Source organism: Clostridium sp. AF27-2AA (assembly GCF_003478505.1).
Taxonomy (GTDB): Bacteria; Bacillota; Clostridia; order Lachnospirales; family Lachnospiraceae; genus Brotaphodocola.
Window position 1 is genome coordinate 73763 of the sequence record NZ_QUFI01000004.1, and the last position, 26679, is coordinate 100441.

A 26679-nucleotide genomic window follows, 5' to 3' on the forward strand; every position below is an offset into this window, starting at 1 on the left:
ATAGCCGCATTGAATGCGGATGATATAGTATGATTATGATGATGGTGGTGGTGATGTGGATGCATGAATAATGTAACAATACGGAAAACCTTGAAAGAATGTAAGATACCACAATGGCGCCTGGCAGATGCATTAGGTATATCGGAAAATACTCTGGTACGGCGTATGCGGTATGAACTGGATAAACCTGCTGCCGCGCAGATTTTAAAAGTTATACATGATATCAAAAGAAGTGAAGAAAGCGTAGTGAAAATTGAATAATGGTATAAAGAAGGTGAACTGAATGTTTGGTGTGATAATAATCAGCGGATTCTTATTTTTGATAGTCTGTGAACTTGCGGCTATTTATGATGATATGACAACAAAAAAAGGAGATCATGCAGATGAAAAATAAAAACGAGACGGAAAATGCTTTACAGGCACTTCGCAGAGCGGGCGCGTTGATTAAGAATTTGGGAGAAGGGTGTGAACAGGGAGTCAAGCAGGAAATTTTTCTGAGGCAGCAGGTTTTGGCGGAGGAAACAGAGAATGAAAAGCATTAGATTTGAGACCGGTTATAAGACTTTTTCCATTAATGATGATCCGGACAGGACAATCAGCTTTAACCCAACGGACGCAGACATTGTTCAGCGTTTCGCAAAGGCAATAAAAGAACTGCAGTCCGAAAAAGAAACTATGGCGGACATACAACTGAATCCAGATGGAACTGCGGCCATTAATGATATGAGCTCATTGGAAGAAGCAAGCGCAACACTAGAGAAATTTAATGATCTCATTAAGCAGAAACTGAATTATATTTTCAATTCAGATGTATACGATGTAGTATTTGCCGGACAATCTCCATTTTCCATTGTGGGAAAAGATCATAAGCTGTTGTTTGAGGCATTTCTTGAGGCAGCTTTTGAGATGGTGAATGAAGAGGTTGGCGCAGCGACTCAAAGCCGTATTGGAAAATACACAGATAAATATAAAAAGTAGACTGGAGACGAACTATCGATACAGAAATATTACGTGTTATTGAAGAAATTCAGGGGCGAGGCAATACAGCAGAGGTTAAAAAGAGAAAGGAGGATGTAGTAGTACTTGAAGTAATAAGAAAAATTGCATACAGCTCAGGCAGATAGAATGGTATCTGTTAATGGCAAAATGGTGCCGGTGACTTTCAGAAATGAGAATCATCGGCTTTTTGTATTATATAAGGCGGTGATTTATGATGCAGCAGAGTGATGGATCAATTATTATTGATACCCAGATCAATACGGATGGCGCTGGTGTAGGTGGGAGAAAACTACAAAAGGAACTGGGCCGGGTAATAGATAATGCGGAGAAAGCAGCGGATAAGGTAAAAAAGGCTTTTGCTAAAGCTGGGGCTTTCACTTATGATCCTCAAGCTATGGAGAAGGTGTTTGGAAAGACTGCTGCCCAAAATATTAAAAATTATGTAGATGCGATAGAACTGTATGGGAAACAAGCCGGACAGGTATTAAATAAACTAGATTCGTCATTACAGGATCAGACAAATGATTATAAGCGGGAAATTGAAAGCCTGTCAAAGGCCTTAAAGGACATGGAGCAAGATGGTATGTATTTTGGTGATGAAGATTATGACAATACATACATTAAGCTTCAGAAGGTTACTCAGGCATTAAAAGATTATAAAAAAGAACTTGTCAGTCCTGCGGCAACTCCAAAGGTTGTTGATGTATCCACAATGTCTGGAAAGATAGGTCAGCTCTCAAAAGAGCTTTTGCATCTGGAGGATAAAGGAAAAGGCTTTGGAGATTCTGAATATGATGCAACCGCGGTAGCTCTTAAGCGTGCCCAGGAAGCCCTTGCAGCATACAAATCAGAGCTTTTCAAGACTGATGAACAGCGTCAAAAAGAAGCGAAATCAGTCAGGAAGCAGCAGGAAGCCCAGGAAAAGCTTAACCAAAAGCTGCAAGAAGCAAAAGAAAAAGAAGCCGCTGCTGCCGCTGAATCCGAAAGGCTTAGGGAGATTGGCGAAAATGCCAAGGTGTCAAATGCTCATATCGTCAAGCTCCGGCAGGAACTGGAAGCTCTTGAAAACCGACAAAAGGATCTGCAAAAGGCTGGAGTTGGTGTAGGATACAAAGAATATAACCGCAATGCGGCGAAAATCCGCAATTTGCGTGCTCAGATTAATGCCTATGCGTCAGATACGAAAAAGGCAAGCAAATCCACAAAGCAGATGAAGACAAGCGTGGATCAGGGCGGAAAATCCGCTAAGAAATTTGGATCCAATATGGCCGGACTCTTGAAAAGGCTTATTCTTTTTCGGATTCTTCGCACTGCTATATTCACAGCTTTTCGTTCGGCACGCGAGGGAATGGAGAATATTGCTCAGTATTCGCCTGAGACGAATAAGGCCATATCAAATGTGCTTTCGTCTCTTACGCAGCTGAAAAATTCATTTGCTACTTCATTTTCTCCTATTGCAGAATATGCTTCTCCTGCATTGGTAGAGTTCATCTCATTGCTTTCAGAAGCAGTTACGTGGACTTCTCAGTTTTTTGCGGCTCTTACCGGAAAAGATACATATACCAAAGCAACGAAGGTAGAGGAAGACTACGGCGCTGCCTTAAAAGAGAGTAACAAGCAGATAAAGGCACAGGAAAAGGCGAATAAAAAGCTGACGTATTCGTTTGATGAGCTTATCCAGGCCGGGAACAAATCAGATCAGGACAAGACCGGATATGTCGGACCTACACCAGATCAGATGTTTACCACGGAAGAGGTATCAAACGACATAAAGGCCCGTGCCGATGCAGTGAAAGAGATATTCTCCGGCCTGTTTGCTCCGCTGAAAGAATCCTGGCTTGATAATGGCCCGGAAGTGATGCAGTCTCTCACAAACCTGTTTACATCCGCAAAACAGCTTGCACAGGACGTAGGTGCATCATTCATGCAGGTTTGGAATGTTGAAGGGTACGGAAAGACCATAACGGACAATCTGCTTATAACATTTGCCAATCTGGCGCAAACTGTTGCGAATCTTATAACGCAGTTTGATAAAGCTTGGGTCTCAGGCGATACCGGGACAAAGATATTACGCCATCTGGGGGATATTTTGGTTACGTTATCAGGATTTTTCCGCTCAGCATCAGAAAGTATCAAGAATTGGGCTGCAAACTTGGACTTTTCTCCGCTACTGAAATCCTTTGATAAGGTGCTTACATCCGTAAATCCAGTTGTAAGGGCTATTGGAAATTTGCTGCTATGGCTTTTAAATAATGTTTTGCTGCCTATCACAAAATGGGGTTTAGAACAGGCTCTGCCCGGTGTGTTTGAACTTATAGCAGCGGCACTTGATACCCTTTGCGCAGTAATAGAAGCTTTGGAACCGGTTGGAGAATGGTTATGGAATAGCTTTTTGCAGCCTATTGGGGAATGGACAGGGGAAATTATAATTAACGCCCTGAAATTGCTTACAGATGTTTTGAAAAAGTTCTCTGACTGGATTAGTGAAAATAAAGAACTTGTAAGAACTATAACATATGCAATACTTGGCTTTTTTGCGGCTTGGACAATAATAAAGTTGGTATCTGATATTGGAAAGTTGTTTGTCGCATTAAAAGGCTTTATTAGTGTAATGGGCAAAGTCCTGGATTCTATAACACCGGTTAAACTGGCTTTATGGGCAATAATAACACTTGCAGCCATTTTATACGATAGCTGGGACAAAATGACTCCGACAGAAAGAATGATAAGCTTTCTGTTGGCAGCAGCTTCTGCGGCTGGAATTCTTGCAGTTGCCCTTGGTGCGATTTCTGGTGCTGCAGGTGCGTTGGCTATGGGAGCATCTATTGCGGCAGGAATAGGAGCGGCAATGATTGCGATTAATGCAGGCAAACGGCAGACGCAGTCTACTTACAGCAATGCAGGCGGCGGAAGATATGCAAAGTACGCTTCCGCAGCGGCAACGTACAATATGCCACGTCTTGCGACCGGAACCGTGGTACCGCCACGCGCTGGTGAGTTTGCGGCTATCCTTGGTGATAACAAGCGCGAGACAGAAGTTGTTTCCCCGTTAAGCACGATAAAACAGGCATTGAAGGAAGCTCTGGCAGAAAGCGGAGGTAGTCGGGACATAACGGTTATCATGGAAGTGGACGGTCGGCGTTTTGGACAGGCAGTGTACAAGGCAAACAATGAAGAAAAACAGCGTGTAGGTGTAAGGATGGTGACAGTGTGATGTTATTTGAAATTTTGGTTGCAGTTCCAGGCGTGGTCAGAATGGAAAACCACCGTTACCTTTATACGGATATTTCCTACAATAGCATCAATGGTGTAGGATAAGGTATCATAGATCCAAGATGACGGCATTATCCAAAGTTTTTTATTTTTTGAAAGCATCTGTCATGTGGGACGGATGCTTTTCTTTTGCGTAAACTTGTGATAATATGTGATTAAAAGTATGCATATTTGAAAAATGAGGTTTTCAATGAATACCACGGTAAAGGGAATCCGGCAGGAACTTTTATACTCTGATAAGAGTTTTTTATTATCTGAGTTTTTTATGCCATCACAAGCACATTCTTTTAGAAAAATAAAAGAAATAACGTATTGCTATGGGGATCATGGAAGTTTTGGATATTTAAGGTTCCACGGAAAAAACGGTTCGGTTGAGACATTTTTGTTTCGGAAAAAGAAAAATGAACAGGTATCAGAATTTTTGGATACCATACAAATAGGATATCCAGATGTGAAACTGAATGAACAGTATGAAAGAATTGATTGCCGATCTGCATATAATTACATGCCAGGAAGAAAAAAGGCATTATGCTGGATATCTGCATTCATTATTCTGCTGGGTTCATTCTTTTTCTACATGAATAATATGTCTTCCATTATGCACGACAAAAAAATTACGTTGGAAGCGTTTAATCAGTGTGAAATTGGAATGACATATGAGCAATGTGAGAAAATAATTGGATCTGCGGGAACTCCGCTTGCTGAGTCTGAAATTATAGATACAAGCATGACAGCATATATGTGGTACGCCGATGAATACAGCGGAGCAAATGCAGAGTTATACTTTGTGGACGGAAAATTATATCAAAAAGCCCAAATCGGCTTAGAATAGTTACTAAAAATGAAAAATATACCAATGTATGTAGCGGATTCTTCATTTATACAAGATCCGAGGAAAAGTGTAGTAGAAAATGGCAAGTATTGCACACAAAAATATTCCACGCATGAGGTGGAAGCCATCTATCATGCTTTGAAGGTAACACGAAATAAATATCCTATGGATTTAAGAGGGATCGGCCTTGCAAACGAAAGCTGGATTGTGAAGTATAAGGCTAGATATGTTTTGTTTGAAATGATAATCCAACTCTTAGAGTTGTCGGATAATCCGCTTGACGAATTTTCAAAATCTATTGCTTATGTAACGAAAGGAGCCTTTTTTAGAAAATATGCGATAAATTTTTTTGAAAAATCAAAACCTTTTGTATCAGATGAAACGCTAATGAAATTTTCATCTTTTCAGCCACTCAATATACATTTAACTTATGCTAAAGTTTACGAATCAGAACACGAATATGAAAAAGCAATTTCATGCATGGAAGCAGCTCAAAAGTATGGAGGATCAGAAAATTTGTATTTTAAGCAAAAAATTAACGAGTTAGAATGCAAGTTGGTGAAAAATAGTCCCAAAAGAAGTAGGACAATGTCAGAGGATGATGTCCAATTTGAAAAAGACATACGTTTTGCGGCACGATATTTAATTGATTATTTTAATGTGAATTATATTTAAAAATCGTCTAGTGCTATAAATACTGGAAGTTTTACGGATTGAGATATTAGCATAAACAGACACCTGTATGATGTTACATTTTACAGCAGTCATGTGATGAAAAAATGTTTTGTCTTTTAAGTGCTTATGTAGTTATTTAGACAATCCGCGGAACGAGGGCATTTGTAAGTATATCCAAGTGCAGTTTCCAGAATAGATCTGGAAGGTGAAGGAATTCTAGTCGGATTATCTAAAGAAGTATGGTCGTGAGCCCTCAGCGGTCGAAATAGCCTGGTTTATGGGATAGTCAGGGCGATACAGGAAAATGCCTGTATGGTGATCCTGAGAAGCCTGGACGCACCTGTTACGGGAATTGATGGCACAGAAGATACCACGGTGGGGGAGTTGGTGGCAGTAGCAGGCAACCAGGAAGAGGATATTCTGGACCGGATGGAGAAAGAAAGCCTCTGCCGTACCCTGTGGGGCTGTGTGGATAGTCTGCCGGAGATCCAGGCGGAAGTGATTCGCAGCAGGTACCAGGGAAAGTTCACGCTGAGAGAGTGTGCTGCTTCCTGTGGCCTCACTGTGGCCGCGGCAAGGCAGCAGCACGATAAGGCATTGTGGAGCTTAAGAAACGGCGAGAACGGCAAGCTGCTGCGTGTGTTTCTTCCAGCGGATTCCTGGATCTATAACAACGCTCTGATCGGCGGCGGTGTGGGACATTTTGCTCGCACCTGGACAAGTTCAACGGAGCGGGTGGCTCTGGAACTGTAGCTGTTGCGATGTCGTAATAAATGCAGTATAATATGAACTGTACAATATTGCAGGAAAGCGTATATTTAAAAAGCACCCGAATCCACGACCATAGGATTTTCGGGTGCTTTTGTTTCGTGATACTAAAATGATACTAAAATCTGAATCAAACACAAAAAACAGGGTCTAAAATCGGTAAAATGTACCCTGTAACAACAGGAAAACAAGCAAAAAAGATATAAAATGTTCCAGTTGGTTATAGTATTGAAAACCAGATGGCAAGAGGAAAAGCACTGATTGAGATAAAACGAAAAGTCATAAAGCTAACAAAAAGTTATAATCATTGTGAAAAGGGATTGAATTTTTTATCCGAAGTGTTTATAATAAGAAATTACAAAGATTAAACAAAGGAGAACGATTTCTTATGAAAAAAGTATTAGCAACGAACAATGCTCCGGCCGCAATCGGACCATATTCCCAGGCAATCCACGCAGACAAATTTGTATTTGTTTCCGGTCAGCTCCCAATCGACCCGGCTACCGGCGAGTTTGCTGGCGCAGACATCGCAGCACAGACCAAGCAGTCCTTAACCAACATCAAGAACATTCTTGAGAGCGACGGACTGAGCATGGCTAATGTAGTAAAGACCACCGTTCTGTTAAACAACATCGCTGATTTCGGTGCTATGAACGAGGTTTACGCTACTTTCTTCGAGGGCGCTTGCCCGGCAAGAGCAGCTTTTGAGGTTGCAGCACTTCCGAAGGGCGCACTGGTAGAGATCGAGGCTATTGCATACGCTGAGTAATTTTTTACTACAGTCAGAAAATTAAGACAGGCATCGCAAACAAAGGTTTGCGGTGCCTGTTTTTTTGTGATAAGATGTAACGAGCGTTTATGAATGTTTTTGAAAGGATAATAGCGTAATGGCAGTTTATGATACTTTAAATGACAGACAGAAGGAGGCTGTATTTTGCACGGATGGCCCTCTTTTAGTCCTGGCCGGAGCCGGTTCCGGAAAAACCCGGGTACTGACTCACCGTATTGCATACCTGATTGAGGAGAAAGATGTGAATCCATGGAACATCATGGCCATCACCTTTACCAATAAGGCCGCCGGGGAGATGCGGGAGCGTGTGCATAAGCTGGTGGGCTTTGGCTCTGAGAGCATATGGGTTTCCACCTTCCATTCCTCCTGTGTGAGGATTCTGCGCCGTTTTATTGACCATCTGGGCTACAATACAAACTTTTCTATTTACGATACCGATGACCAGAAAACGCTGATGCGGCAGATTTTAAAGAAGATGGAACTGGATCCGAAAACCTTCCGTGACCGGGCCATGCTTTCCGCTATTTCCAGTGCCAAGAATGAGCTGATGAGTCCGGAGGAGTTCCGTATCAACGCGGAAGGGGACTGGCGCGCAAAAAAAATCGCTGAGGTCTACCAGAAGTATCAGGAAGAGTTAAAGAAGAACAACGCACTGGATTTCGATGATTTGATCTTTAAGACCGTGGATTTGTTCCGTACCAATGCTGATGTGCTGGAGTATTATCAGGAGCGTTTCAAATACATCATGGTGGATGAGTACCAGGATACCAACACGGCCCAGTTCCGTCTCATTGAGCTGTTAGCCGGAAAATATAAGAATCTCTGCGTGGTGGGCGATGATGATCAGTCCATCTACAAGTTCCGGGGTGCCAATATCAGCAATATCCTGGACTTTGAGAGTGCCTTCCCGGGCGCAAAGGTCATCAAGCTGGAGCAGAACTACCGCTCCACCAGTCACATTCTGGATGCGGCCAACGCGGTGATCCGCAATAACCAGGGCCGGAAGAATAAGACTCTTTGGACGGCCAATGGCGAAGGTGTGCCGGTGGTGTTCCACCAGTATGAGCAGGCCTACGAGGAGGCTGATGGCATTGTGCGGGATATCTTAAAGGATGGCCGGGATTATCAGGACTATGCCGTACTTTACCGCACCAATGCCCAGTCCCGTCTGCTGGAGGAAAAATGCATTGAGCACAATGTGCCGTACCGTCTGGTGGGGGGTGTGAATTTCTATCAGCGAAAAGAAATCAAGGATGTACTGTCCTATTTAAAAACCATTGCCAACGGACAGGATGACCTGGCTGTACAGCGTATCATCAATGTGCCGAAGCGCGGCATTGGCGCAGCCTCCATTGGAAAAATCACGGCCTGGGCATCGGAACAGGGAATGAGCTTTTACGATGCCTGTGCCAGAGCGGCGGCCGTACCGGGACTGGGAAAGGCCGTCGGCAAGGTGGCTGTGTTTACCAGTCAGATTGAGGATTTTCGGGATGCTTTAAATGGCGGCGCTACCATTCGTGAGGTGATGGAGCAGATTCTTGTGGAAACCGGTTATAAGGAAGAACTGGAGGCTGAGGGCGAGGTTGAGTTCCAGACCCGCATGGAGAACATTGAGGAGCTCATGAACAAGGCAGTCAGCTACAGCGAAGAAGTGGAGCATCCGTCCCTGGATGAATTTTTAGAGCAGGTGGCGCTGGTGGCCGATGTGGACCGGATGGATGACTCCGAAAACCGGGTTACTCTGATGACCCTGCACAGCGCCAAGGGACTGGAGTTCCCGGTGGTGTATTTAAGCGGCCTGGAGGATGGCCTGTTCCCAAGCCGCATGTCTATCATGTCGGATGACCGGACGGAGATTGAGGAGGAACGCCGTCTGTGTTACGTGGGCATCACCCGGGCAAAGGAGCGGCTGGTCATCACGGCTTCCCGCATGCGCATGATCAACGGAGAGACCCATTATTCCAAGGTGAGCCGCTTTGTGGATGAGATTCCGGAAGAGTTGATCCAGATGGAGAAGCTGGAGCCGAGAGTGGGCCGCAGAGTAAGCAGTGATGAATTCGATGACGATACACTGCCTTGGAACAAGAATCAGAGCCGCCTGGGCGTCAGCAAGTTTGGAATGAAATCCAATTCCTACGCGTCCCAGACCGCATCCTATGTATCTGGAACCGGAAACGGCGCGTATTCCAGCTTTGGCGGGGCAGCAGGACGGGATTTAAGTGGCATTTTCGACCGGAAACCGGCGAACAGCTCATCAGCAGGACCGAGTGCAAAGCCATCCAATCCGGGATTTGGCAAGGCCTTTACCGTGCAGAAACCGGCATCCCTGGATTACGGCGTGGGAGATCGGGTACGTCACATAAAATTTGGCGAGGGAACTGTGCTCGGTGTGAAGGACGGTGCAAAGGATTTTGAGGTATCCGTGAACTTTGATACGGCCGGAGTCAAGAAGATGTTCGCGTCCTTCGCAAAGCTGCAGAAGGTATAAACTGCTTCCGTGGCTGATTGCAGATAAATGGAATCACGCGAAGCCGCGCATAGAAAATGCAAATTTGAATAAAATGGGATAGTAAAAACAGAAAATTAATGTTATAATCCTAGTAATGGTATGGCTTTGCACACAAAGCCAGGAATATGGTAGAAAGGACGTGGCAGTATGAATCGTTTTGATAACATGAGCAAAGACGCAATGGCACGTGTGGAGGAGATCATGAATTCCACCAAGTTAAATGAGTTCTTACACAGAAAAGAGGAAGAGGAGAAAAAGAAAACCTGTATTCTCTGGATCCTTGCCATCATCGGCGTGGTAGCAGCAGTTGCAGCCATCGCATACGGCGTATACCGTTTCTTCACCCCGGATTATCTGGAAGATTTCGAGGATGATTTCGATGACGATTTCGACGATGACTTCTTCGAGGATGAGGATGACGAGAAATAATCAGCAGGATGCTTGAGCCGGCAAGGCCGGAAACCAAATCAGAAAATAATCAGAATCAGGCGTGTCTCGCAGACCGGGATACGCCTTTCTTGTGTCACCGGGAAAGTATCCCGTGAATCTTTTTAACATTTTTGTACAGGAGTGAAAACGTGAAAAAGGGAGATATGTTTGAAGCGGTCGTAGAGACCATTGATTTCCCCAATAAGGGAATGTTATATGTAGATGGCGAGCGGGTCATCGTCAAGAATGCCATTCCGGGGCAGAAGATCCGGTTTGTGGTAAATAAAAAGAGAAAAGGCAAATGTGAGGCACGTCTCTTAGAGGTACTGGAAAAGTCACCGCTGGAGAGAACAGAAGATGCCTGCCCGCATTTTGGTGTTTGCGGAGGCTGCCTGTATCAGAGCCTTCCGTATGAGGAGCAGTTAAAAATCAAGGAAAGCCAGATCAAAGCCCTGTTGGATGAAGTCTGTGATTCCTACGAGTTTGAGGGCATCAAGGCCAGCCCGATATCCGAAGGCTACCGCAATAAGATGGAGTTCTCCTTCGGGGATGAGTATAAGGACGGTCCGCTGGCTCTTGGCATGCACCGCCGCGGTAGCTTTTATGATATCGTGAATACGCCGCAGTGCCAGATCGTGCATGAGGATTTCTGCAAGATTTTAACAGCCACCCTGAACTACTTTACAGAAAAGCATATCAGCTATCATAAGAAGATGCAGCATATCGGTTATCTGCGCCATCTGCTGGTGCGCCGGGCGGTGAAGACCGGGGAAATCCTGGTGGCACTGGTTACTTCCGGACAGACGGAAAATCTGGGCGTGACAGAGGAGTGCAGCACGCCGGTATCCGAGCAGGAACTGTTAGCCGGATGGCTGTCCTGCATGCAGGCGCTGGAACTGGAAGGAACCTTTGCAGGCATCCTGCATATCCGCAATGACAGCCTGGCCGATGTAGTACAGAGTGACGAGACTACCATTCTCTATGGACAGGATTTCTTTTACGAGGAGCTGCTAGGATTAAAATTCCGCATCACTCCGTTCTCCTTCTTCCAGACCAATTCCCTGGGAGCAGAGGTGCTTTACGAGACCGCCCGCAGCTACGTGGGTGAGACGAAGGATAAAGTCGTGTTCGACTTATACAGCGGAACCGGAACCATCGCCCAGATCATTGCGCCGGTGGCCGACAAGGTTGTGGGCGTGGAAATCGTGGAGGAGGCTGTGGAGGCAGCGAAAGAGAATGCGGCCGGAAACGGGCTGAAAAACTGCGAGTTCATTGCCGGAGATGTGCTGAAGGTCATCGGAGAGCTGAAAGACAAGCCGGACCTGATCATCCTGGACCCGCCGCGTGACGGTATCCACCCGAAGGCTCTGGATAAGATCATCGACTTTGGTGTAGACCGCATGGTCTATATTTCCTGTAAGCCGACCAGCCTGACCAGAGACCTGGTGGTATTACAGGAACGGGGATATAAACTGGAGAAGGCCTGCGCTGTGGACATGTTTCCGTCAACGGCAAACTGTGAAACGATTGCGTTACTTACCCGCATAAAATAAGGATTTGCGGGCTTTCTGGACGACCACGAAAGCCCGTTTGACTACGATTTGACAACGCTTTTTTGAGATGTTGTCAAAGACTGGCAGCTTTTTCAAAGATTTCTACGCTGCGTTCCGCCATTTTTTCGGTGGCATGAGTGTAGATCTGTAAAGTGGTGTTGATATCAGCATGTCCCAGACGCATCTGGACATCCTTGATGTCAGCACCATTTTCTATTAAGAGAGTAGCGTGAGTATGGCGAAGGGAATGATAGTCGAATGCCATATTCAGCTCGTGGTGGATTACCCTGGCGCAGTATTTGAAGGAGTCAGGACTGACAAATTCTCCGTTTTCCCGGACGCACAGGAAGTCCACGCGCTGCATGGCACAGTCAATGCCGCGCTCAACCGGGATGATCCGGTAAATGGTATTTCCTTTTTCATCTTTCTCGGGTTTCAGATAATGATCTGTGTAATATTCACCATAGAGCAGTCGGTTTTTCTTTTGGGTCAGCTGTGCGTGTTTCAATGCTTTATAGAGAGCATCCCCGAATTTGATGGTACGGATGGAATTGACTGTTTTCGGTGTTCCGAAATACCATGCAGATTTTTCTTCTTTCTTTCCCTTCTGTTCCAACACCTTACGTACATCTACCCCATAATTTCGTTTTACAACCGTCTTTCTGACGGACAGAGTGCGGTTTTCCATGTCGATATCATCCCAGCATAACGCAAAGGTCTCACTGAGACGCAAACCGGTATAATAGCCAATCATGAGCGGCAGATAAAAATTGCTGTCTTCCGGAAAACGTTTCAGGATTTTTTTAAATTCATCCGGCCGGATCACGTAGCGCTGTTTTGGAGCTTTCTCGAATTTTGGCAGTTTTATCCTGGCACAAGGGTTTTCTCTGACATATTGCAGCGGTTCTATAGCATATTCGTAGGCAGCCGATAATACCCGTAAGATTCCGAGGACGGAAGATTTTGCAAGACCGTCGATCTTTAACTGATTCACATATTCCTGTATGACAGCAGTGTTCAGTGATTTCAGCCGGTACTGTCCGAAACGCGGTTTTAACCGGTTCTCTACGATATAGAGATAACCAAGCTGCGTGTTGTATTTCAGATTCATTTTGCAGTAATTCTCAAACCAGTAATCCAGATAATCAGATACACTGACCTCTGTGGGGGTAAAGGTCTGGCCGGATGAGTTATACTCATTCATTGCGGTAGTACCGGCTGCCAGGGCTTCGGCTTTTGTCCGGAATCCGCCCTTTGAGATTGATTTCCGTTTTCCATTCACTGGTGCGGTTTCAAAGCTGTACTGCCAGGTTGATCCGCGCTTTCTTGTTCTTAACTGTCCCATATATCATTCTCCTTCCTGTTGCGATGTCGCAACGGTAAAATGGGTATAAAAAATACGCCCCTTGCCAGAGCGCTTCGGAGATGATATAATTCATTTGTTTAGGATGATTATATCTTTCCGGGCATCCGGCAAGAGAAAATCTATGTAAAGCCGTTCGGTACGCCAATACCGGGCGGTTTTGCATTTTATTTAACAGGCATTCCGTTTAGAATACCATCGATAATATCTTTAATACGAAACGAATCTGCCGTTATTAAATCGAAAGACTGATTCCCAAATAAGAATGCCATATGTCCTTGATTTGGAACATAGGCAGAAAGTGAATTGATGGGTTTTTCAAAGGCATTTTTTGGTGCAATGAAAACAATTCTCTTGTTTGTTATATAAAGAATGCCGTTTGATTTCTCGGTTAATGTTTCACGGACAGCTTGTCGTTCGGTTCCACCGGTATGTACACTTAATCCCTTAGCAATTCTTACGCTGCCGCCCGCATGTTGAGAAGTGTAACCAGCAATGCGAGAAGAGTTCTTTTCGGTATATGCAGCGCCTTGATAATGACAAAGTTCGTCTTCTTTTAAAACAATTCCGTTAGGCGTGAGGACTGGAAGGCTTTTTAGTCGAAGGTGAAAAGAAGTTCCTCCGTCTGAATTTGCGAAAGCTTTTACTGTATCAATAATCCAGCCAATGCAGAAAATTCCGGATGTACATGTGTAAAGAATTCCCATTCCTATTTCACCGGCCATGTATCTGTGTAAGCCAAACCAGCCACCGAATAAGGCAGCCCATTTATTATAGTTCTTTTTCATACAAGTTCCCTCTCAATGTAGCCTAAGCTGAATTAGTTCTTTTTGATATCCTAGTAGATGGGATATCTGGTCAATCGTATATTCCTCACATTCAGCAAGGATGTCATCTCCAATCAGCAGTTCCATCGCAAAAGTGTTCGCTTCCACTTCGTAGCGGTGAGTATTGAATTGAGTCCGAGTGTCCATGAAAATGGCATTCGCATTTTTATGTAAGAACATATGTCCCAACTCATGCGCACAGACAAAGCTTTGTTCATGCTTGGGAAGATTCTCATCTATATAGATAATATTGTTCCGTTGGAAATACTGATAAAAGCCGCGAACGCCGACCAGTGGAGCATAAATAACGATGACATTCAGTCCGCGGATGATTGTAAAGGGATCTCTGCTTTGGTGCTTTCGCACTAGCGCGTTAACCCTTTTCTTTATATCCATAGGCTAGTCCTTTTTATATTTTTTAGGAGTATATTTTTCCTTATTCTTTTTCTTTGCCATTTCCATGCCGATTTGCATAGCGGCTAAAATGGACTCTACCGCTTCTGGACTGGCAGGATCACCGTCAAACATTAACCCTTCCTGGGAAAGCAACTGTTCTTTTGTTTGATTAATAATTTTTTCAATATCCCGCTCATCTTTAGTTGTAAGTGGGAGTGAGTCTTTATTTTCCCCATTCAATAGATAATCCATAGTAACACCGAAATATTTTGCAACGGCATTTAACTTGTCGGCGTTTGGCGTTGATTTATCCCATTTTACGATGGTGCTGTTACCGAAACCGAGTTCTGATTCAAGTGCTGGCAAGCTGATACCGCGTTCTTGCGCAAGTGTTTTTACGCGGTCTTTTAGAGTCATAATAATCTCCCTTCTAATACGAGAAAAAAATCTCGAAAAAGTATTGACAAAAAGAAAATATTCTCGTATAGTAGGGTGTGTAAAGAGAAAACATTCTCGTAACACAAAGGACAGTCAATAAACGCCAATTTAAAAGACTGGATTTAAGAGAATATATTCATATCGCCTATTTGTATAATAGAATATTTTCTCATAAAAGTCAATATAAGAATGAGAATATTTTCTCTAATTGTGACAGGAGGTGAGATGGTGTTATTCGACAATATCAAAGAGCTTTGCGAGAAAAAAGGAGTATCTGTTTGGAAACTTGAAAAGGATTTAGGTTTTTCAAACAGAAGTATCAGCAAGTGGAACGAGACAGATCCAGGCATTCGCAAGGTTCAGAAAGTGGCCGATTATTTTGGTGTTGCAATCGAAGATCTGTTGGAATAGGAGGTGGTCAGCGTGCCCAAAAAGGATAAGTATCCATTGATGTATCGGTATCCTAAACTGCCACTCTATTTATCTGGAGTTTCTGTTTCGGTTAGTGCAATAGCGCTGACCATATCGATACTGTTATTGCTATTGCGCTGAGAATCAAAGCAATGGATGAAAGAACATTAGGAAGCCAAAATCGAAAGCGTTCAGTTTCGTAACTGGCTAATTCTGCTTTGCCGGTTTCGGTGATGATAAACTTGAGAACTTTATGATCAGGAGAACGGGTTTTGCGAATGAAATTTTTCCCAGCAAGATACCAAAAGAGCTGTTCGTTTTTATGAAAATCGCGTTCTGTTGCATAGCCCTTTCGATTTATGGATTTTAATTTATGATATTGCTGTTTGGTTAGCATGGGGTGTTCTCTTTCTATCGTACTCGGCTCTGGCAAGAGCCTGTAAGTACAGTATAGGACGGGAATGAAAGAAAAGCAACGGGAGGTGCAAGAAGATGATAAGAGCATATGAACCATTGTACACAGTAAAAGAAGCCGCGAAACTTCTGCGGGTCAATCCTCAGGCGGTATACCGGCTGATTAATGGCAAGCAGCTTGTGGCTCTGCGCCTTGGACTGATTAAGATCCGGGGCAGTGACCTGGAGCGTTTTATTGAGCAGTACCCGGCATACGAGCCGGAGGAGGGAGGTGATCAGAGTGGCGAAGCTTAACTTTGTAGAGTCCCAGCACCCGCGGATGCTGAGCTACATGGAGTGCCGGAGCGATCCGGTGTTTTACCTGGTCGAGGATGTATTAAAGCCGGAACCGGCGATTGACCTGGATGATCTGGCGGGCAAGGTGATGTTTGGCATCTGCGCGGTGTTTGCGGGATGCGTGGCCAGCGCACTATTGGCGGGAATGTGAAAGGAAGTGAGAAGTATGGTAAAGGTTACATTTGAACAGAATGGCCATGTTGAGGATGTGACGTCCGGCGAGTTTGTGTTGGCTGTTATTAATACGCCACAGAAACAGTCAGACGGCAGGGTTTGCATTCTGGGCCAGGCAACTGATAAAGATATCACGTTGGCACTTAAAAAGCTGGTTGAGAAAACTGTGAGCAACGCAGTCAGCCCAGAGGCAAGAGCAACGTCCTATAGCTTTCTGTTGGCAATGATCAACGTAGAATTAGGTCACTTGTATCGAAAAGAAGAAACCCCAGAAGCGGCAACTTCCGGGGAATCAAGTAAATAAAAAATCAATTTACAGTCTCATTATAGGTGAGGCGCGGAGGAAAATCAAGATGAAACTTTATGAGTTAACAGAGCAGTTTTTAGCGCTGCAGGAACTTGTTTACGATCCGGAAGTGGACGATCAGACCCTTCAGGATACCATGGACGGTCTCTGGGGCGAGATTGAGGAGAAGGCCGACGGCTATGCCAAGATTATTACCGGCATGAAAGCCGATATCGAGGCGCTGAAAGCAGAAGAAAATCGTCTGGCTGCCAGAAGAAAGGCTTTGGAGAACCGCCAGCAGGCATTAAAGAACAATCTGGAGGCCAATATGCGTGAGATGGGCAAGACCAAGTTTAAGACGGCCCTGTTCAGCTTTAACATTCAGAAGAACGGAGGACTGCAGCCGCTGGTTATTGATGGCCTTCTGGAAGATATTCCGGGAAGATTCCTGATCCCGCAGCCACCGGTTCCGAACAACGAAGCCATCCGGAAACTTCTGGATGAGAAACAGGTTGACTGGGCACATCTGGAGCCGCGGGGCGAAAGCCTGCGGATTCGCTGATGGACCGGGAGGGAATTGGACCGTTTCGCATGCAGCTGCTCATGGAAGTAGCTGCGAAAGCGGTCAAGATCATGACAACAGGTGTATGGCATCTGTCATTCGATGAAATGGATGTAGTGCTGGATTACATCCGGTGCGGCATTGATGCCTACAAGCGAAAGTATGAGGAGGGAAAAGACGATGTTTCTGAAAATCAGTGAATTCAAGAAGGCCATGAAGTCAGCACTGAAGACAACTGGCGGCTTATACGTCGGGAATTTGGATGACCACTATCTGGTTTACACCAGCTTCTGGGGCATCTATGTGGAAAGCACGTATGCAACTAATAAGTTCAAGGCAGCCATCATGGAGCTGATCGGCGATATGCCGGATGAAGAAACCTGTTATAAGTACTACATCGAAGACAAGAAACTTAATATGGAGCGCGAACTTGAACCGCATGATCCATATGCGGCATGGAAAGCAGCAAAGGATTTTGCCTGCAGCGTCCCGGTGGTACTGACGAACAACTATCATGAGCTGTCCGTATATCAGCGCCATAGTGACAAGGGTTATCTGACAGCAATCAGAGAGTGGACCGATGGAATGATTTCGCCTGCAGAATTGGAGCCGATGGGGGAGCATATGCCGGGAAGACCCAGTGTATCACCTTCCGGACATACGCTCTATTTTAAAAGTGAGACGATGCTGTACTGGGTTTTCGGCATGAATGTATCGGAAAAGACACGGGACACGATATTTGCCCGCATGAAAGACCTGGATTTCTTCGAAGATGATTGGCTGAGCAAAGCAGTGAAAGAGACCGATGAGGCAGAGCCGCTGCCGTATTAAGGAGGATGTTATGGGATTACCCGTTTTGATTTATGGAAAGTCCGGCAGCGGAAAGAGCCGGAGCTTAAAGTTTTTTGACGAGCATGAGGTGGTGCTGCTTAACACAGAGCGGAAGGAATTGCCTTTCCGCAAACGTTTCCGGAAGACCGGTTCCAGCGATGATATCAACCAGATCATTGCCACGATCAACAAAAATCCGGAAAAGGTTTATGTGATTGATGATGCCGGGTATATTATGACCCATCTCTTTATGTCACAGCACCGGAACAAGAAGGGAAATGCGTCATTTGAGATGTATGACGATATCGCGGATGCTATGTATGGCCTGGTGAAGCGGATTAAGACCGATGTAACGGATCCGGACAAGATCGTGTACATCATGTTTCACGAGGATACCGATGATTTTGGCATTTCGCGGCTCAGAACCATCGGTAAGCAGTTGGATCGCAAGGTGTGCCTGGAAGGCATGGTCACAATCTGCATCCGGTGCATGAGCGAGAATGGAAATCATTTCTTCCGGACCGTTACGGATGGGTCAGACATTACAAAGACCCCGGAAGATATGTTTGAATCACCCGAAATTGAAAACAACCTGAAACTGGTTGATGATACCATCCGGGATTTCTACGGATGGGAGAAATATAAGCCCAAGGAGGACAAGCAGTCATGATTAAGAAACCGGCAGGATATGATGAGGCAGCAGCTTACACAGGAGAGTTCCAGCAGCTGCCGAAAGGAAAATATGTGTGCGTCATTAAGCAGGTAACCACTCAGGAATCAAAGAACGGAAATCAGCAGTTTGTGATTCTGTATGATATCGCAAAGGGCGAGTACAAGGACTTTTACAAGAAGATGTTCGACGGCGACAAGGCCCAGAATCCGATGGGCGCAAAATGGCGCGGCGTATTCAAACAGAACATGGAGGGCAAGGGGCTTTCCTGGTTCAAGGGCATCATCACTTCGATTGAGCGTTCCAATAACTTCACCTTCCAGTGGGATGTGAGTGACAATGAGAAGCAGATGATTGGTAAGGAATTTGGTGGTATTTTCCGCCGCCGTCAGTATGAGGCATCCAATGGAAACCGCCCGTTCGTAACGGAGCTGTTCCAGATTCGCAGCGTGGCCGGCCTGGCGGAAGCGGAGGTGCCGGAAGATGAACTGTTGCAGGATCCGCCGGTGGGCCAGACTACTCCGGTGAACCATGGAACGCCGTCTGCAGTGGGTGATGGATTCGTAAATATTCCGGAGGGAGCTGGCGATGAAGGCATCCCGTTCATGTGATCCGGAGCTTTACAGCAAAGTTAAAGATGCAGTGAGTATGCAGCAGGCCGTGGAATACTGCGGCCTGCATATTTTAAACGGAAAATGCCTTTGCCCGTTCCATCACGATACCCGGCCATCCATGAAGATCTACCCAAATGGAAAAGGGTATTACTGCTTTTCCTGCGGAGCTGGCGGTGACCAGATTAAGTTTGTGGCCGGTTATTATGGCATCGGAAATTATGAGGCAGCGAAGCAGCTCGCAGCAGCGTTCCAGGTTCCAATCCAGGAGCCGACGACCTACAGGGACAAGCGGGAAGCGGATAAGAGAAACCGTTTAAAACGCGAATTGCGGGATTTTGTGTCTTATGCGAGGAAATGGCTGGTTGTGTATCGCGGACTGCTCTGTGAGGCAATCAGAGAACGTAGCGGGCATTTCTATGAGGCACTTGGCAATATCACATACGTGGAATATCTGATTGACTGTCTGGATCAGTGCCCGAAAGAATTATACGCAGACAAGAAGGCGGTGAGTGAAATTGGAAAAGTCGAACGAAGAGTTATTGACTGGTATAGCTAAGCTGGAGCGCCAGAATCCCTTTCCGGATGAAATCTTTTACCGGATCTTTGAGATCGAGGACAATGTGGAGCGGCAGAAGTATATTGAGGCATTGCGGAACGAGGCCAAGATCTTAAAGCGCAGCACGGAGTTTAATAACCTGCTGAAGCAGTTCCAGCTTGACTACATCCAGCGGATGCGCCAGACCGGCAACAAAACGGCTTTTACCGATCAGCCGTTGGAACTGATCTGCGCGGAGTGGAGTGCTACCGATATGGGCGTGAAGACGATCCGTTATGATAAGAACATGCAGGCGATTCCGGTGATTGCCTGCAGTCATCCGATCATGCCGATAGAAATTTTGAAAAACGTGGATACATCGGAGGAGCGGATCACGCTGGCTTATTTTAAGTCAGCATCCTGGCAGCATATCACGGTAGACCGGTCAGTATGTGCCAATACCAACAAGATTGTAGATGTTCTGTCTCAGTATGGCATTGAGGTTACTTCTGATAATGCAAAGAGCCTGGTGCGCTATATCAGTGACTGCGTAGGATATAATCCCGTGGCGTTGGAGCCAAAGAAGTCCATTAATCGTCTGGGATGGGTCGGCGCAGCCTTTACCCCATATGAGAAAGATATCCGGTACGAGGGCGGTCTGGATTACGAGGCAATCTTTAAAAATGTGTCTGAGAAGGGCGATTTTGACGCCTGGAAGGCTCTTTGTGGTGATCTGCGGAAGAATATACCCCTGCGCATGATGATGGCTGCAAGCTTCGCTTCTGTGCTTCTGGAGCCGCTTAAGGTGCTACCGTTTGTGCTGCATTTATGGGGCACGACCGGAACCGGCAAGACCGTGGCGCTTATGGTGGCTATGTCTATCTGGGGGAATCCACGGATGGGCGGCCTGGTAAAGACCATGAACATGACCAAGAATGCCATCATGCGTAACGCGGCCTTTCTCTGCAGCATCCCTTTTGCGGGGGATGAGTTGCAGACCATCAAAGATAAATGGCAGGGAAATTTTGACCAGCTGATCTATCAGATCACGGAGGGTGTGGACCGCGGCAGAGCAAAAGCATACGGCGGCGTAGAGGATACCAAGACCTGGAAAAACAGCTTTATCTTTACCGGTGAGGAGCCAATCACGAAGGTAAACTCCGGTGGTGGATCCAAAAACCGCGTTATCGAGATTGCAATTGATGGGCCGCTGGTAGCGGACGGTCATTATGTGAGCAGCATGGTGCAGGAGAATTACGGCTTTGCTGGGAGGCAGTTTGTCGAGTACATACAGGAGACAGAATCCTGCAAAATCATGGACCGGTATCGGGAAATCTTTGAGGAGCTTTGCCGGCTGGATACAACAGATAAACAGGCTATGGCAATGGCCTGCATGTTGTTGGCAGATGAGATTGCCGTGAAGCTCTTTTTTACAGCGGAGCAGCCGCTGCAGATTGTTCAGGTGAAACAATATCTGCAGAGTACGCGTGATGTAGATATTGCAGAACGCGCGTATCAGCAGGTGTTAAACTGGGTGGCAAAGTACCAGGTCCGTTTCGAGGATCCGAAAGAAGAAAATTCGCTGAATAAGGGTGAGGTCTGGGGGAAAATTGATAACGGGAAGCTGATCGTGAACCGTGATGTACTTTTAAGCTTTCTGGATCAGAACGGCTTTGATTATACAGCTGTAAGCCGGAAATGGGCAGAAAAGGGCTATCTGGTGCGTAATTCGCAAGGGAAAATGGTACATCAGACGAAGGTATATGGAATCAAATCAAGCTATATCAAATTCAATCTGCCCGAGGATGACGATACAACGGATAAGGATGGATTTGTGCAGGTCGAAAAATATGAGCAGGAGACATTACCTTTTGATTAAAAGGTCTTACCTACTTCCTAAAAGGTAAGACCTTGGTAAGACCCTGGAAGCCGCATAAATACTGGCTTTTTTAATAAGGTCTTACCTGTCTTACCAGTCTTACCTGTTATATAGTCTCGTGACGCGAGGAAAAAACGTCATTATTCTTTCTCTTATAAAAATATAGACTTATTATCCGGGTTTTTAGGTAAGACAGTAAGACCCTAAGTAAAATAAGGGCTTGCGGGCGTTTTTTAGGTAAGATTCGGGAAAGACATTTCTGGAAAATGGTAAGACCGCAGCAATGAGGAGATAAAAACAATGAGAATGAGCAATAAATCAGCCGGTACGAAATTCGAGAGAGAATTTGCCAACCGGCTGGCAGCAGAAGGCTTTTGGGTGCATCGCTTTCAGGACAATAAAAACGGTCAGCCGTGTGATGTGATCGCAGCCAGAAACGGAGAGGCGTATCTGTTTGACTGCAAAGACTGCCAGAAAGAAGTGTTTGACTTAAGGCGCATGGAAGAAAATCAGTACAATGCAATGCAGTTCTTCTATGTGACCGGAAACAGCCGCGGGATGTTTGCGGTGCGGTATCCGGATGAAATGATTTTTCTGGTGGACTTCCAGCTTCTTGACAGCCTGAAGCATGACGGAAAGAAAAGCATTTCCAGAGCTGACATGACTACATATGGACGGACACTGGAAAGTTGGCTGGAAGAACTTAAAGTAACAAGGACGGGTGATAGAGATGGTTGTGGAGATTGGATCTGAGATCCGGATTAAGAATGCCTCAAAAGAATTGAATGTTTGGGCTCAGGAAAATCTGATTATTCCGAATCCGCAGTACCGGGAGCGAGAGCGCCGGGGGCTTTGGGTCGGAAATACACCGAAGTACCTGTGGCTCTACCGGGTGGACAGTTCCGATCTGATTGTTCCGACAGGCGTAGGAAAGCAGGTGCGGCAGTTCCTTTCTGAAAGAGATCAGATAAGCGTCCAGCTGGCCGATAATGACATTTTAGAGTATAAAGGCAACATTCCCCTGTATGACTATCAAAAAACCGCTGTAGAGGCAATGCGGCGCACCAGCTGCGGAATCCTGCAGAGCCCTTGCGGATCTGGAAAGACGCAGATGGGTATTGCGCTAGCGGCGGTGCTGAAGCGTAAGGTTTTGTGGGTTACCCACACGCAGGATTTGCTGACACAGTCCTTTGCCAGGGCAGAGCAATATTTTCCGGCGGAGACTCTGGGAACAATCACAGACGGAAAGGTCCGGCTTGGCAGCCACATGACTTTTGCGACTGTGCAGACACTAAGCAAGCTGGATCTGACGCAGTACCGGGATGCCTGGGATGTAGTGATCGTAGATGAGTGCCACCGTCTGGCAGGATCTCCGACACAGGTGACCATGTTTTACAAGGTCATGAACAGCCTGGCAGCCAGATACAAATACGGTCTGTCTGCGACGGTGCACCGGTCTGATGGCATGATCAAGAGTACCTTCGCAGTACTTGGGCCTGTAGTCTACCAGGTGCCGGATGAGGCTGTAGCGGATAAGATCATGAAGGTCCGGATTTGCCGGCGGGATACCGGGTTAGCAATTAATCGAAGTTGCCTGGATACAGATGGCACACTGGTTTATAATGAGCTGCTTTCCTACCTGGGAGAAAGCCGGGAGCGGAATGAGCTGATTGTGAAAGATCTGATCAGTCAGGCCGGTCATTCCTGCTTGGTGCTGGCAAGTCGCTTAGAACAGTTGCGAAACATCAGAAACATGCTTCCGGAAGAGCTGCGGGAGGTATCGGCCATGATTGATGGCAGCATGACCAGCAAGCGCGGAAAGGCAGAGAGAGAAGCTGCCATCGAGGATATGCGGACCGGTCGGAAGCGTATCCTGTTTGCATCCTTCGGCCTGGCAAAAGAAGGCCTGGACATTCCGAGACTGGACAGGCTGTATCTGGTATCACCGCAAAAGGATTATGCAGTGGTTACCCAGTCCATTGGACGGATTGCCCGTAAGGCAGATGGAAAGACGGATGCAGTGTGCTACGACTATGTGGATGATATCCAGTTCTGCGAAAATCAGTTTAAGCGGCGGAAGACCCATTACAGGAAGGCGGGATGTATTTTATGACAAGAAGTGAAGAACAGGCCGCACTTGCAAAGGGTGTCTGGTGCGACTCTTACAACTTTTATCTGAAATACCATGGGCGCCCCGCTGATCAGCAGTTCTGGAGTGAGGCTACAGAAGATTTTCGGGAGATTATGAAAAAATACGAAGGTGCTGCAGCTTGTGGACGGATTATGCTGGCGGCGTTCAGTTTGTTGGAGGAGGAAAATAGATGAATAGATTAACTCAGAAACGGGTAAATGGAATCAAAACCGGTTACTGGTCTGCCAGCAAGAAGGATGAGCTGGTGGCACGGTTGGCGGAGTATGAGGATACCGGTCTGGAGCCGGAAGAGGTGCTGCGGCTTAAGAAAGATATGCCTGGCTTGATTCCGGTAACGGAAAAGTTGCCCAAAGAAGATGCGTGGGTGCTGGTAGCAGTAAAAAGACATCACTGGATCAGTGATTTTGGTGAGGAAAATATGCCGGATGATGAAAAAACTGACCATCCAGAGCGGATTTATTACGCATTGGGAAGATGTCTGATGCGTGATTCATGGGAGTATTTAGATCTTGAATCGGATGATGAGAGTCCCTGTGTGAGTGCCACGGATGATTGCAGCGTAGAAGACTTAAGCTACCCGTTTGCGGAGGTGATTGCCTGGATGCCGCTGCCGGAACCGTACAGAGAGGTGATGTGGTAGACATGGCAAGAAATCGTTATGCAGGGTATTGCTACTGCTGCGGGCAGTATGTCCCAGTGGGGTACGGCCATTTCGAGCGGATACATAATAATACATCCGGCCCGAAATGGCGGATCAAATGCGTAAAGTGCGCATCTGGTCGAACGGTCCGGGACACGGATCGGGAAGTACAGAGAGTGAGGAGGATGAATGATGTCAGATGAGATTATTAAGGTTCTGGATGATTTAAGTCAGCGGTTCGGCATTGCGGTAGATTGGACAAGTGCCAATATGCTGCCGTACCTGCAGATGCTTACCCGGAAATATGTGAATTACAGACTGGCGATGAGTGTTATGGAACTGATAGTTGGAATTCTGCTCTTTGCAGCAGCCGCAAAACTGATAAAGGCAGCCAAGGTCCAGTATCGCAAAGTGGCGAAAGGTGAGGTGGACTATTCCAGTGAAGATTTTTGCGTGTTTACTGGAATAGCTTGTTGTGTTGGTGCTGCTTTTGCAATTTTTATTGGTTTCATTTTAGTGGTAAGCGCCTCAGGGGATATCATTACCTGCATAACATTCCCGGAGAAATTAATACTGGACGAGTTGCTGCAGGTACTAAAAAATCATTAATGCAGCTTAAACTGAAATTAAGATTTAGGAAAGGAGTAAGAGATTTGCTGGCCAGCGATAAAGGATCCTTTGCTCCAAGGAAAAATGAAAGAAGAATATAGAAGCAGGGTTTATACAGATAGACCGGATTATGCTGATTTTGATTCACCAGCGAAATTTACAGCCATTCAGAGCATTATTGCCAAAAGATTAAAAGAGCATCCGAATGCAATTTGTTCATATTCCGGAGGTTCTGACAGTGATATTATGATCGACATTATCGAGAGAACGAGAAAAGCGTTCAATCTTCCGGCTGTCAAGTATGTGTTTTTTAATACGGGTCTGGAAATGAAAGCAACAAGAGATCATGTTAAAAGAATTTCTGAAAAATACGGGGTAGAGATACAGGAGTGCCGCCCCAAAATTAATATCGTACAGGCTTCCAGAAAATATGGAATCCCATTCGTGTCAAAAATTATGTCAGGAGGATTGTCTGACTGGCAGAAAAAAGGAATTCCATTATCTATTGCGGATGAATACGATCAGGCAGAGAATAAGGCGGTGAAGCGTCAGGAGCTGAGGGAACGCTATCCGAAATGTGAAAGTGTAATCAATTTCCTTTGCTGCTGCAATGCAGCAGGTGAGCCAAGACCAAATATCCAACTTGTGATTAATTCTTCAAAGTATATGCGTGATTTTATTGGAGAGTATCCACCGGATTTCGAAATAAGTGCGAAATGCTGTGATTACTGCAAAAAGCAAGTTGCGCATAATATTCAGAAAAATTATGAAATGATAATTACCGGTGAGCGTAGAGACGAAGGTGGTATGAGATCAGTCCCAAGAAAGGATAACACGGCATTGTGCTTTACCGAGACAGCTTCAGGCCAATTTCGGCTAAGACCATTGTATTATGTCTCTGATAAGGATAAGGCGTGGTACAAAGAACGCTATGGCATCAGATACTCGGATGCTTATGAAGTCTATGGGCTGACCAGAACAGGGTGTTGCGGATGTCCAATATCTTATAAGGCGGTAGATGATTTGGAAAAAATCAAGCCATTTGAGCCGAATGTCGTAAAAGCTGCATGGAATATTTTTGGAAAGAGCTATACATATAGAAAAAAATATAACGAATATAAAAAAGGCAGGATGGAAAAAGAAAAACAGAGAACGAATGATGCAATACCAGGGCAAATGAGTATAAAGGATTTTATGCTGTAAAACAGAAATCAGGAGGTGCCGATGTACAAAAACAATGAGGGCTATCCGGATCCGACCGCAGGCCGGGCCATCCGGAAGGCTGATAAGCCGCCGGAGGAGGTAATTAACTTCCGGCGGGCCATGAAACTGATGAGCGTGATCTGCCATGTGCGGATCCTGGGTAAGGTGACTGTGGTTGATGATAAGGGGAGGCGGTGGTAGTGGCCGTAACCAAAAGATATGCGGTTTACTGTCGCGGTGAGCTGATCGGGGAGTATACGGCAGTGGAAGCGGCTGCCATACTTAAGTGTACACCCGGGACTGTCCGGGTATATGCCAGCGGCGGTAATAAACTCTATGGCGAGTATACGTTTGAGCCAGTTGTAACGGAGCCGATCAGCAAGGCGGACAAGCCATGGACGATGACCAAGGCGCAGGCTAAGGACTGGGAAGAGACGCGGCAGCGGCTTTTGAGTAGTGGAGCGGATCTGAGCCGGTATGTGCTTAAGCCGGAGCCAGGATGGAGGTGATA

At 45.8% G+C, this 26679-nt stretch carries 35 protein-coding genes; 30 read left to right on the forward strand and 5 right to left on the reverse strand.

Annotated elements, in window-relative coordinates; genetic code table 11:
* Positions 1 to 63: 63 nt before the first annotated feature.
* From DWY84_RS03725 to rlmD, 11 genes are all read left to right on the forward strand, one after another.
* A complete protein-coding gene (locus tag DWY84_RS03725) occupies positions 64 to 261 on the forward strand; it encodes a hypothetical protein (protein WP_118530947.1) in 198 nt (65 codons plus the stop codon).
* 122 nt (positions 262 to 383) lie between these two features.
* A complete protein-coding gene (locus tag DWY84_RS17350; protein ID WP_178716331.1) occupies positions 384 to 542 on the forward strand; it encodes a hypothetical protein in 159 nt (52 codons plus the stop codon).
* On the forward strand, positions 529 to 978 hold the full coding sequence (locus tag DWY84_RS03730; protein WP_118530949.1) for a hypothetical protein: 450 nt from the start codon (positions 529 to 531) through the stop codon (positions 976 to 978). Before DWY84_RS17350 ends, DWY84_RS03730 begins: the two co-directional genes overlap by 14 nt.
* Before the next feature lie 232 nt (positions 979 to 1210).
* Positions 1211 to 4213, forward strand: coding sequence for a hypothetical protein (locus DWY84_RS03735; protein ID WP_147354266.1), 3003 nt, complete (start codon positions 1211 to 1213; stop codon positions 4211 to 4213).
* A gap of 249 nt (positions 4214 to 4462) precedes the next feature.
* Positions 4463 to 5104, forward strand: coding sequence for a hypothetical protein (locus DWY84_RS03740; RefSeq protein ID WP_118530953.1), 642 nt, complete (start codon positions 4463 to 4465; stop codon positions 5102 to 5104).
* 9 nt (positions 5105 to 5113) lie between these two features.
* On the forward strand, positions 5114 to 5779 hold the full coding sequence (locus tag DWY84_RS03745; RefSeq protein ID WP_147354267.1) for a hypothetical protein: 666 nt from the start codon (positions 5114 to 5116) through the stop codon (positions 5777 to 5779).
* 312 nt (positions 5780 to 6091) lie between these two features.
* Positions 6092 to 6532 (forward strand): sigma factor-like helix-turn-helix DNA-binding protein, encoded by a 441-nt coding sequence (locus DWY84_RS03750; protein WP_118530957.1) that lies wholly within the window; start codon positions 6092 to 6094, stop codon positions 6530 to 6532.
* A 403-nt stretch (positions 6533 to 6935) separates the two neighbouring features.
* Positions 6936 to 7316 (forward strand): RidA family protein, encoded by a 381-nt coding sequence (locus DWY84_RS03755; protein WP_118530959.1) that lies wholly within the window; start codon positions 6936 to 6938, stop codon positions 7314 to 7316.
* A gap of 118 nt (positions 7317 to 7434) precedes the next feature.
* Complete coding sequence (gene pcrA, locus DWY84_RS03760; RefSeq protein WP_118530961.1) at positions 7435 to 9825, forward strand: DNA helicase PcrA; 2391 nt, start codon at positions 7435 to 7437, stop codon at positions 9823 to 9825.
* 168 nt (positions 9826 to 9993) lie between these two features.
* The gene (locus tag DWY84_RS03765) at positions 9994 to 10275 is read left to right on the forward strand and encodes a DUF4366 domain-containing protein (RefSeq protein ID WP_118530963.1); all 282 of its coding nucleotides are present in this window, start codon (positions 9994 to 9996) and stop codon (positions 10273 to 10275) included.
* Between the two features lie 149 nt (positions 10276 to 10424).
* Positions 10425 to 11828, forward strand: a complete 1404-nt coding sequence (gene rlmD / locus DWY84_RS03770; protein WP_118530965.1) for a 23S rRNA (uracil(1939)-C(5))-methyltransferase RlmD — start codon at positions 10425 to 10427, stop codon at positions 11826 to 11828.
* 73 nt (positions 11829 to 11901) lie between these two features.
* Here the strand turns inward: rlmD and DWY84_RS03775 are convergent, their stop codons facing one another.
* The 4 genes from DWY84_RS03775 to DWY84_RS03790 form a co-directional block, all read right to left on the reverse strand.
* Entirely contained in the window at positions 11902 to 13173 is a 1272-nt protein-coding gene (locus DWY84_RS03775) for a site-specific integrase (RefSeq protein ID WP_118530967.1), read from the reverse strand.
* Positions 13174 to 13358: 185 nt separating this feature from the next.
* Complete coding sequence (locus DWY84_RS03780) at positions 13359 to 13979, reverse strand: NINE protein (RefSeq protein ID WP_118530968.1); 621 nt, start codon at positions 13977 to 13979, stop codon at positions 13359 to 13361.
* A gap of 12 nt (positions 13980 to 13991) precedes the next feature.
* A complete protein-coding gene (locus tag DWY84_RS03785) occupies positions 13992 to 14414 on the reverse strand; it encodes an ImmA/IrrE family metallo-endopeptidase (RefSeq protein ID WP_118530970.1) in 423 nt (140 codons plus the stop codon).
* A 3-nt stretch (positions 14415 to 14417) separates the two neighbouring features.
* Positions 14418 to 14831, reverse strand: coding sequence for a helix-turn-helix transcriptional regulator (locus DWY84_RS03790; RefSeq protein ID WP_118530972.1), 414 nt, complete (start codon positions 14829 to 14831; stop codon positions 14418 to 14420).
* A 246-nt stretch (positions 14832 to 15077) separates the two neighbouring features.
* On the opposite strand from DWY84_RS03790, the gene DWY84_RS03795 reads away from it, so the two are divergent.
* Positions 15078 to 15263, forward strand: a complete 186-nt coding sequence (locus DWY84_RS03795; RefSeq protein ID WP_243024739.1) for a helix-turn-helix transcriptional regulator — start codon at positions 15078 to 15080, stop codon at positions 15261 to 15263.
* A 91-nt stretch (positions 15264 to 15354) separates the two neighbouring features.
* Here DWY84_RS03795 and DWY84_RS03800 read toward each other — a convergent pair whose 3' ends face one another.
* Positions 15355 to 15660, reverse strand: coding sequence for a hypothetical protein (locus tag DWY84_RS03800; RefSeq protein WP_118530974.1), 306 nt, complete (start codon positions 15658 to 15660; stop codon positions 15355 to 15357).
* Between the two features lie 95 nt (positions 15661 to 15755).
* On the opposite strand from DWY84_RS03800, the gene DWY84_RS03805 reads away from it, so the two are divergent.
* The 18 genes from DWY84_RS03805 (at position 15756) to DWY84_RS03890 (ending at position 26677) form a co-directional block, all read left to right on the forward strand.
* Positions 15756 to 15971 carry a helix-turn-helix domain-containing protein gene (locus tag DWY84_RS03805; RefSeq protein ID WP_118530976.1) on the forward strand — a complete coding sequence of 72 codons (216 nt, stop codon included), beginning with the start codon at positions 15756 to 15758 and terminating at the stop codon, positions 15969 to 15971.
* Positions 15958 to 16164: a hypothetical protein gene (locus tag DWY84_RS03810; RefSeq protein ID WP_118530978.1), complete on the forward strand. Its 207-nt coding sequence runs from the start codon at positions 15958 to 15960 to the stop codon at positions 16162 to 16164. Before DWY84_RS03805 ends, DWY84_RS03810 begins: the two co-directional genes overlap by 14 nt.
* A 15-nt stretch (positions 16165 to 16179) precedes the next feature.
* Positions 16180 to 16491 (forward strand): hypothetical protein, encoded by a 312-nt coding sequence (locus DWY84_RS03815; protein ID WP_118530980.1) that lies wholly within the window; start codon positions 16180 to 16182, stop codon positions 16489 to 16491.
* 49 nt (positions 16492 to 16540) lie between these two features.
* The gene (locus DWY84_RS03820) at positions 16541 to 17035 is read left to right on the forward strand and encodes a siphovirus Gp157 family protein (protein WP_118530982.1); all 495 of its coding nucleotides are present in this window, start codon (positions 16541 to 16543) and stop codon (positions 17033 to 17035) included.
* On the forward strand, positions 17035 to 17235 hold the full coding sequence (locus DWY84_RS03825; RefSeq protein WP_118530984.1) for a hypothetical protein: 201 nt from the start codon (positions 17035 to 17037) through the stop codon (positions 17233 to 17235). Before DWY84_RS03820 ends, DWY84_RS03825 begins: the two co-directional genes overlap by 1 nt.
* A complete protein-coding gene (locus DWY84_RS03830; RefSeq protein ID WP_118530986.1) occupies positions 17216 to 17866 on the forward strand; it encodes a hypothetical protein in 651 nt (216 codons plus the stop codon). The genes DWY84_RS03825 and DWY84_RS03830 overlap by 20 nt, the downstream gene beginning before the upstream one ends.
* A gap of 10 nt (positions 17867 to 17876) precedes the next feature.
* Entirely contained in the window at positions 17877 to 18536 is a 660-nt protein-coding gene (locus DWY84_RS03835; protein WP_178716765.1) for an AAA family ATPase, read from the forward strand.
* A complete protein-coding gene (locus DWY84_RS03840) occupies positions 18533 to 19147 on the forward strand; it encodes a hypothetical protein (RefSeq protein ID WP_118530990.1) in 615 nt (204 codons plus the stop codon). The genes DWY84_RS03835 and DWY84_RS03840 overlap by 4 nt, the downstream gene beginning before the upstream one ends.
* Positions 19125 to 19706 carry a CHC2 zinc finger domain-containing protein gene (locus tag DWY84_RS03845; protein ID WP_243024740.1) on the forward strand — a complete coding sequence of 194 codons (582 nt, stop codon included), beginning with the start codon at positions 19125 to 19127 and terminating at the stop codon, positions 19704 to 19706. The genes DWY84_RS03840 and DWY84_RS03845 overlap by 23 nt, the downstream gene beginning before the upstream one ends.
* Complete coding sequence (locus tag DWY84_RS03850; RefSeq protein ID WP_347560759.1) at positions 19666 to 21564, forward strand: DUF927 domain-containing protein; 1899 nt, start codon at positions 19666 to 19668, stop codon at positions 21562 to 21564. The genes DWY84_RS03845 and DWY84_RS03850 overlap by 41 nt, the downstream gene beginning before the upstream one ends.
* A gap of 300 nt (positions 21565 to 21864) precedes the next feature.
* Positions 21865 to 22317 (forward strand): Holliday junction resolvase RecU, encoded by a 453-nt coding sequence (locus tag DWY84_RS03855; protein ID WP_243024742.1) that lies wholly within the window; start codon positions 21865 to 21867, stop codon positions 22315 to 22317.
* Entirely contained in the window at positions 22295 to 23677 is a 1383-nt protein-coding gene (locus tag DWY84_RS03860) for a DEAD/DEAH box helicase (protein WP_118530992.1), read from the forward strand. Before DWY84_RS03855 ends, DWY84_RS03860 begins: the two co-directional genes overlap by 23 nt.
* Positions 23674 to 23889, forward strand: coding sequence for a hypothetical protein (locus tag DWY84_RS03865; protein WP_243024743.1), 216 nt, complete (start codon positions 23674 to 23676; stop codon positions 23887 to 23889). The genes DWY84_RS03860 and DWY84_RS03865 overlap by 4 nt, the downstream gene beginning before the upstream one ends.
* Complete coding sequence (locus tag DWY84_RS03870) at positions 23886 to 24356, forward strand: hypothetical protein (protein WP_118530996.1); 471 nt, start codon at positions 23886 to 23888, stop codon at positions 24354 to 24356. The genes DWY84_RS03865 and DWY84_RS03870 overlap by 4 nt, the downstream gene beginning before the upstream one ends.
* A gap of 189 nt (positions 24357 to 24545) precedes the next feature.
* Complete coding sequence (locus tag DWY84_RS03875) at positions 24546 to 24965, forward strand: hypothetical protein (protein WP_147354268.1); 420 nt, start codon at positions 24546 to 24548, stop codon at positions 24963 to 24965.
* An 84-nt stretch (positions 24966 to 25049) separates the two neighbouring features.
* On the forward strand, positions 25050 to 26168 hold the full coding sequence (locus tag DWY84_RS03880; RefSeq protein ID WP_118531000.1) for a phosphoadenosine phosphosulfate reductase family protein: 1119 nt from the start codon (positions 25050 to 25052) through the stop codon (positions 26166 to 26168).
* Positions 26169 to 26189: 21 nt separating this feature from the next.
* Positions 26190 to 26369 carry a hypothetical protein gene (locus DWY84_RS03885; protein ID WP_118531002.1) on the forward strand — a complete coding sequence of 60 codons (180 nt, stop codon included), beginning with the start codon at positions 26190 to 26192 and terminating at the stop codon, positions 26367 to 26369.
* Complete coding sequence (locus DWY84_RS03890; RefSeq protein ID WP_118531004.1) at positions 26369 to 26677, forward strand: hypothetical protein; 309 nt, start codon at positions 26369 to 26371, stop codon at positions 26675 to 26677. Before DWY84_RS03885 ends, DWY84_RS03890 begins: the two co-directional genes overlap by 1 nt.
* The last annotated feature ends 2 nt before the right edge of the window (positions 26678 to 26679 follow it).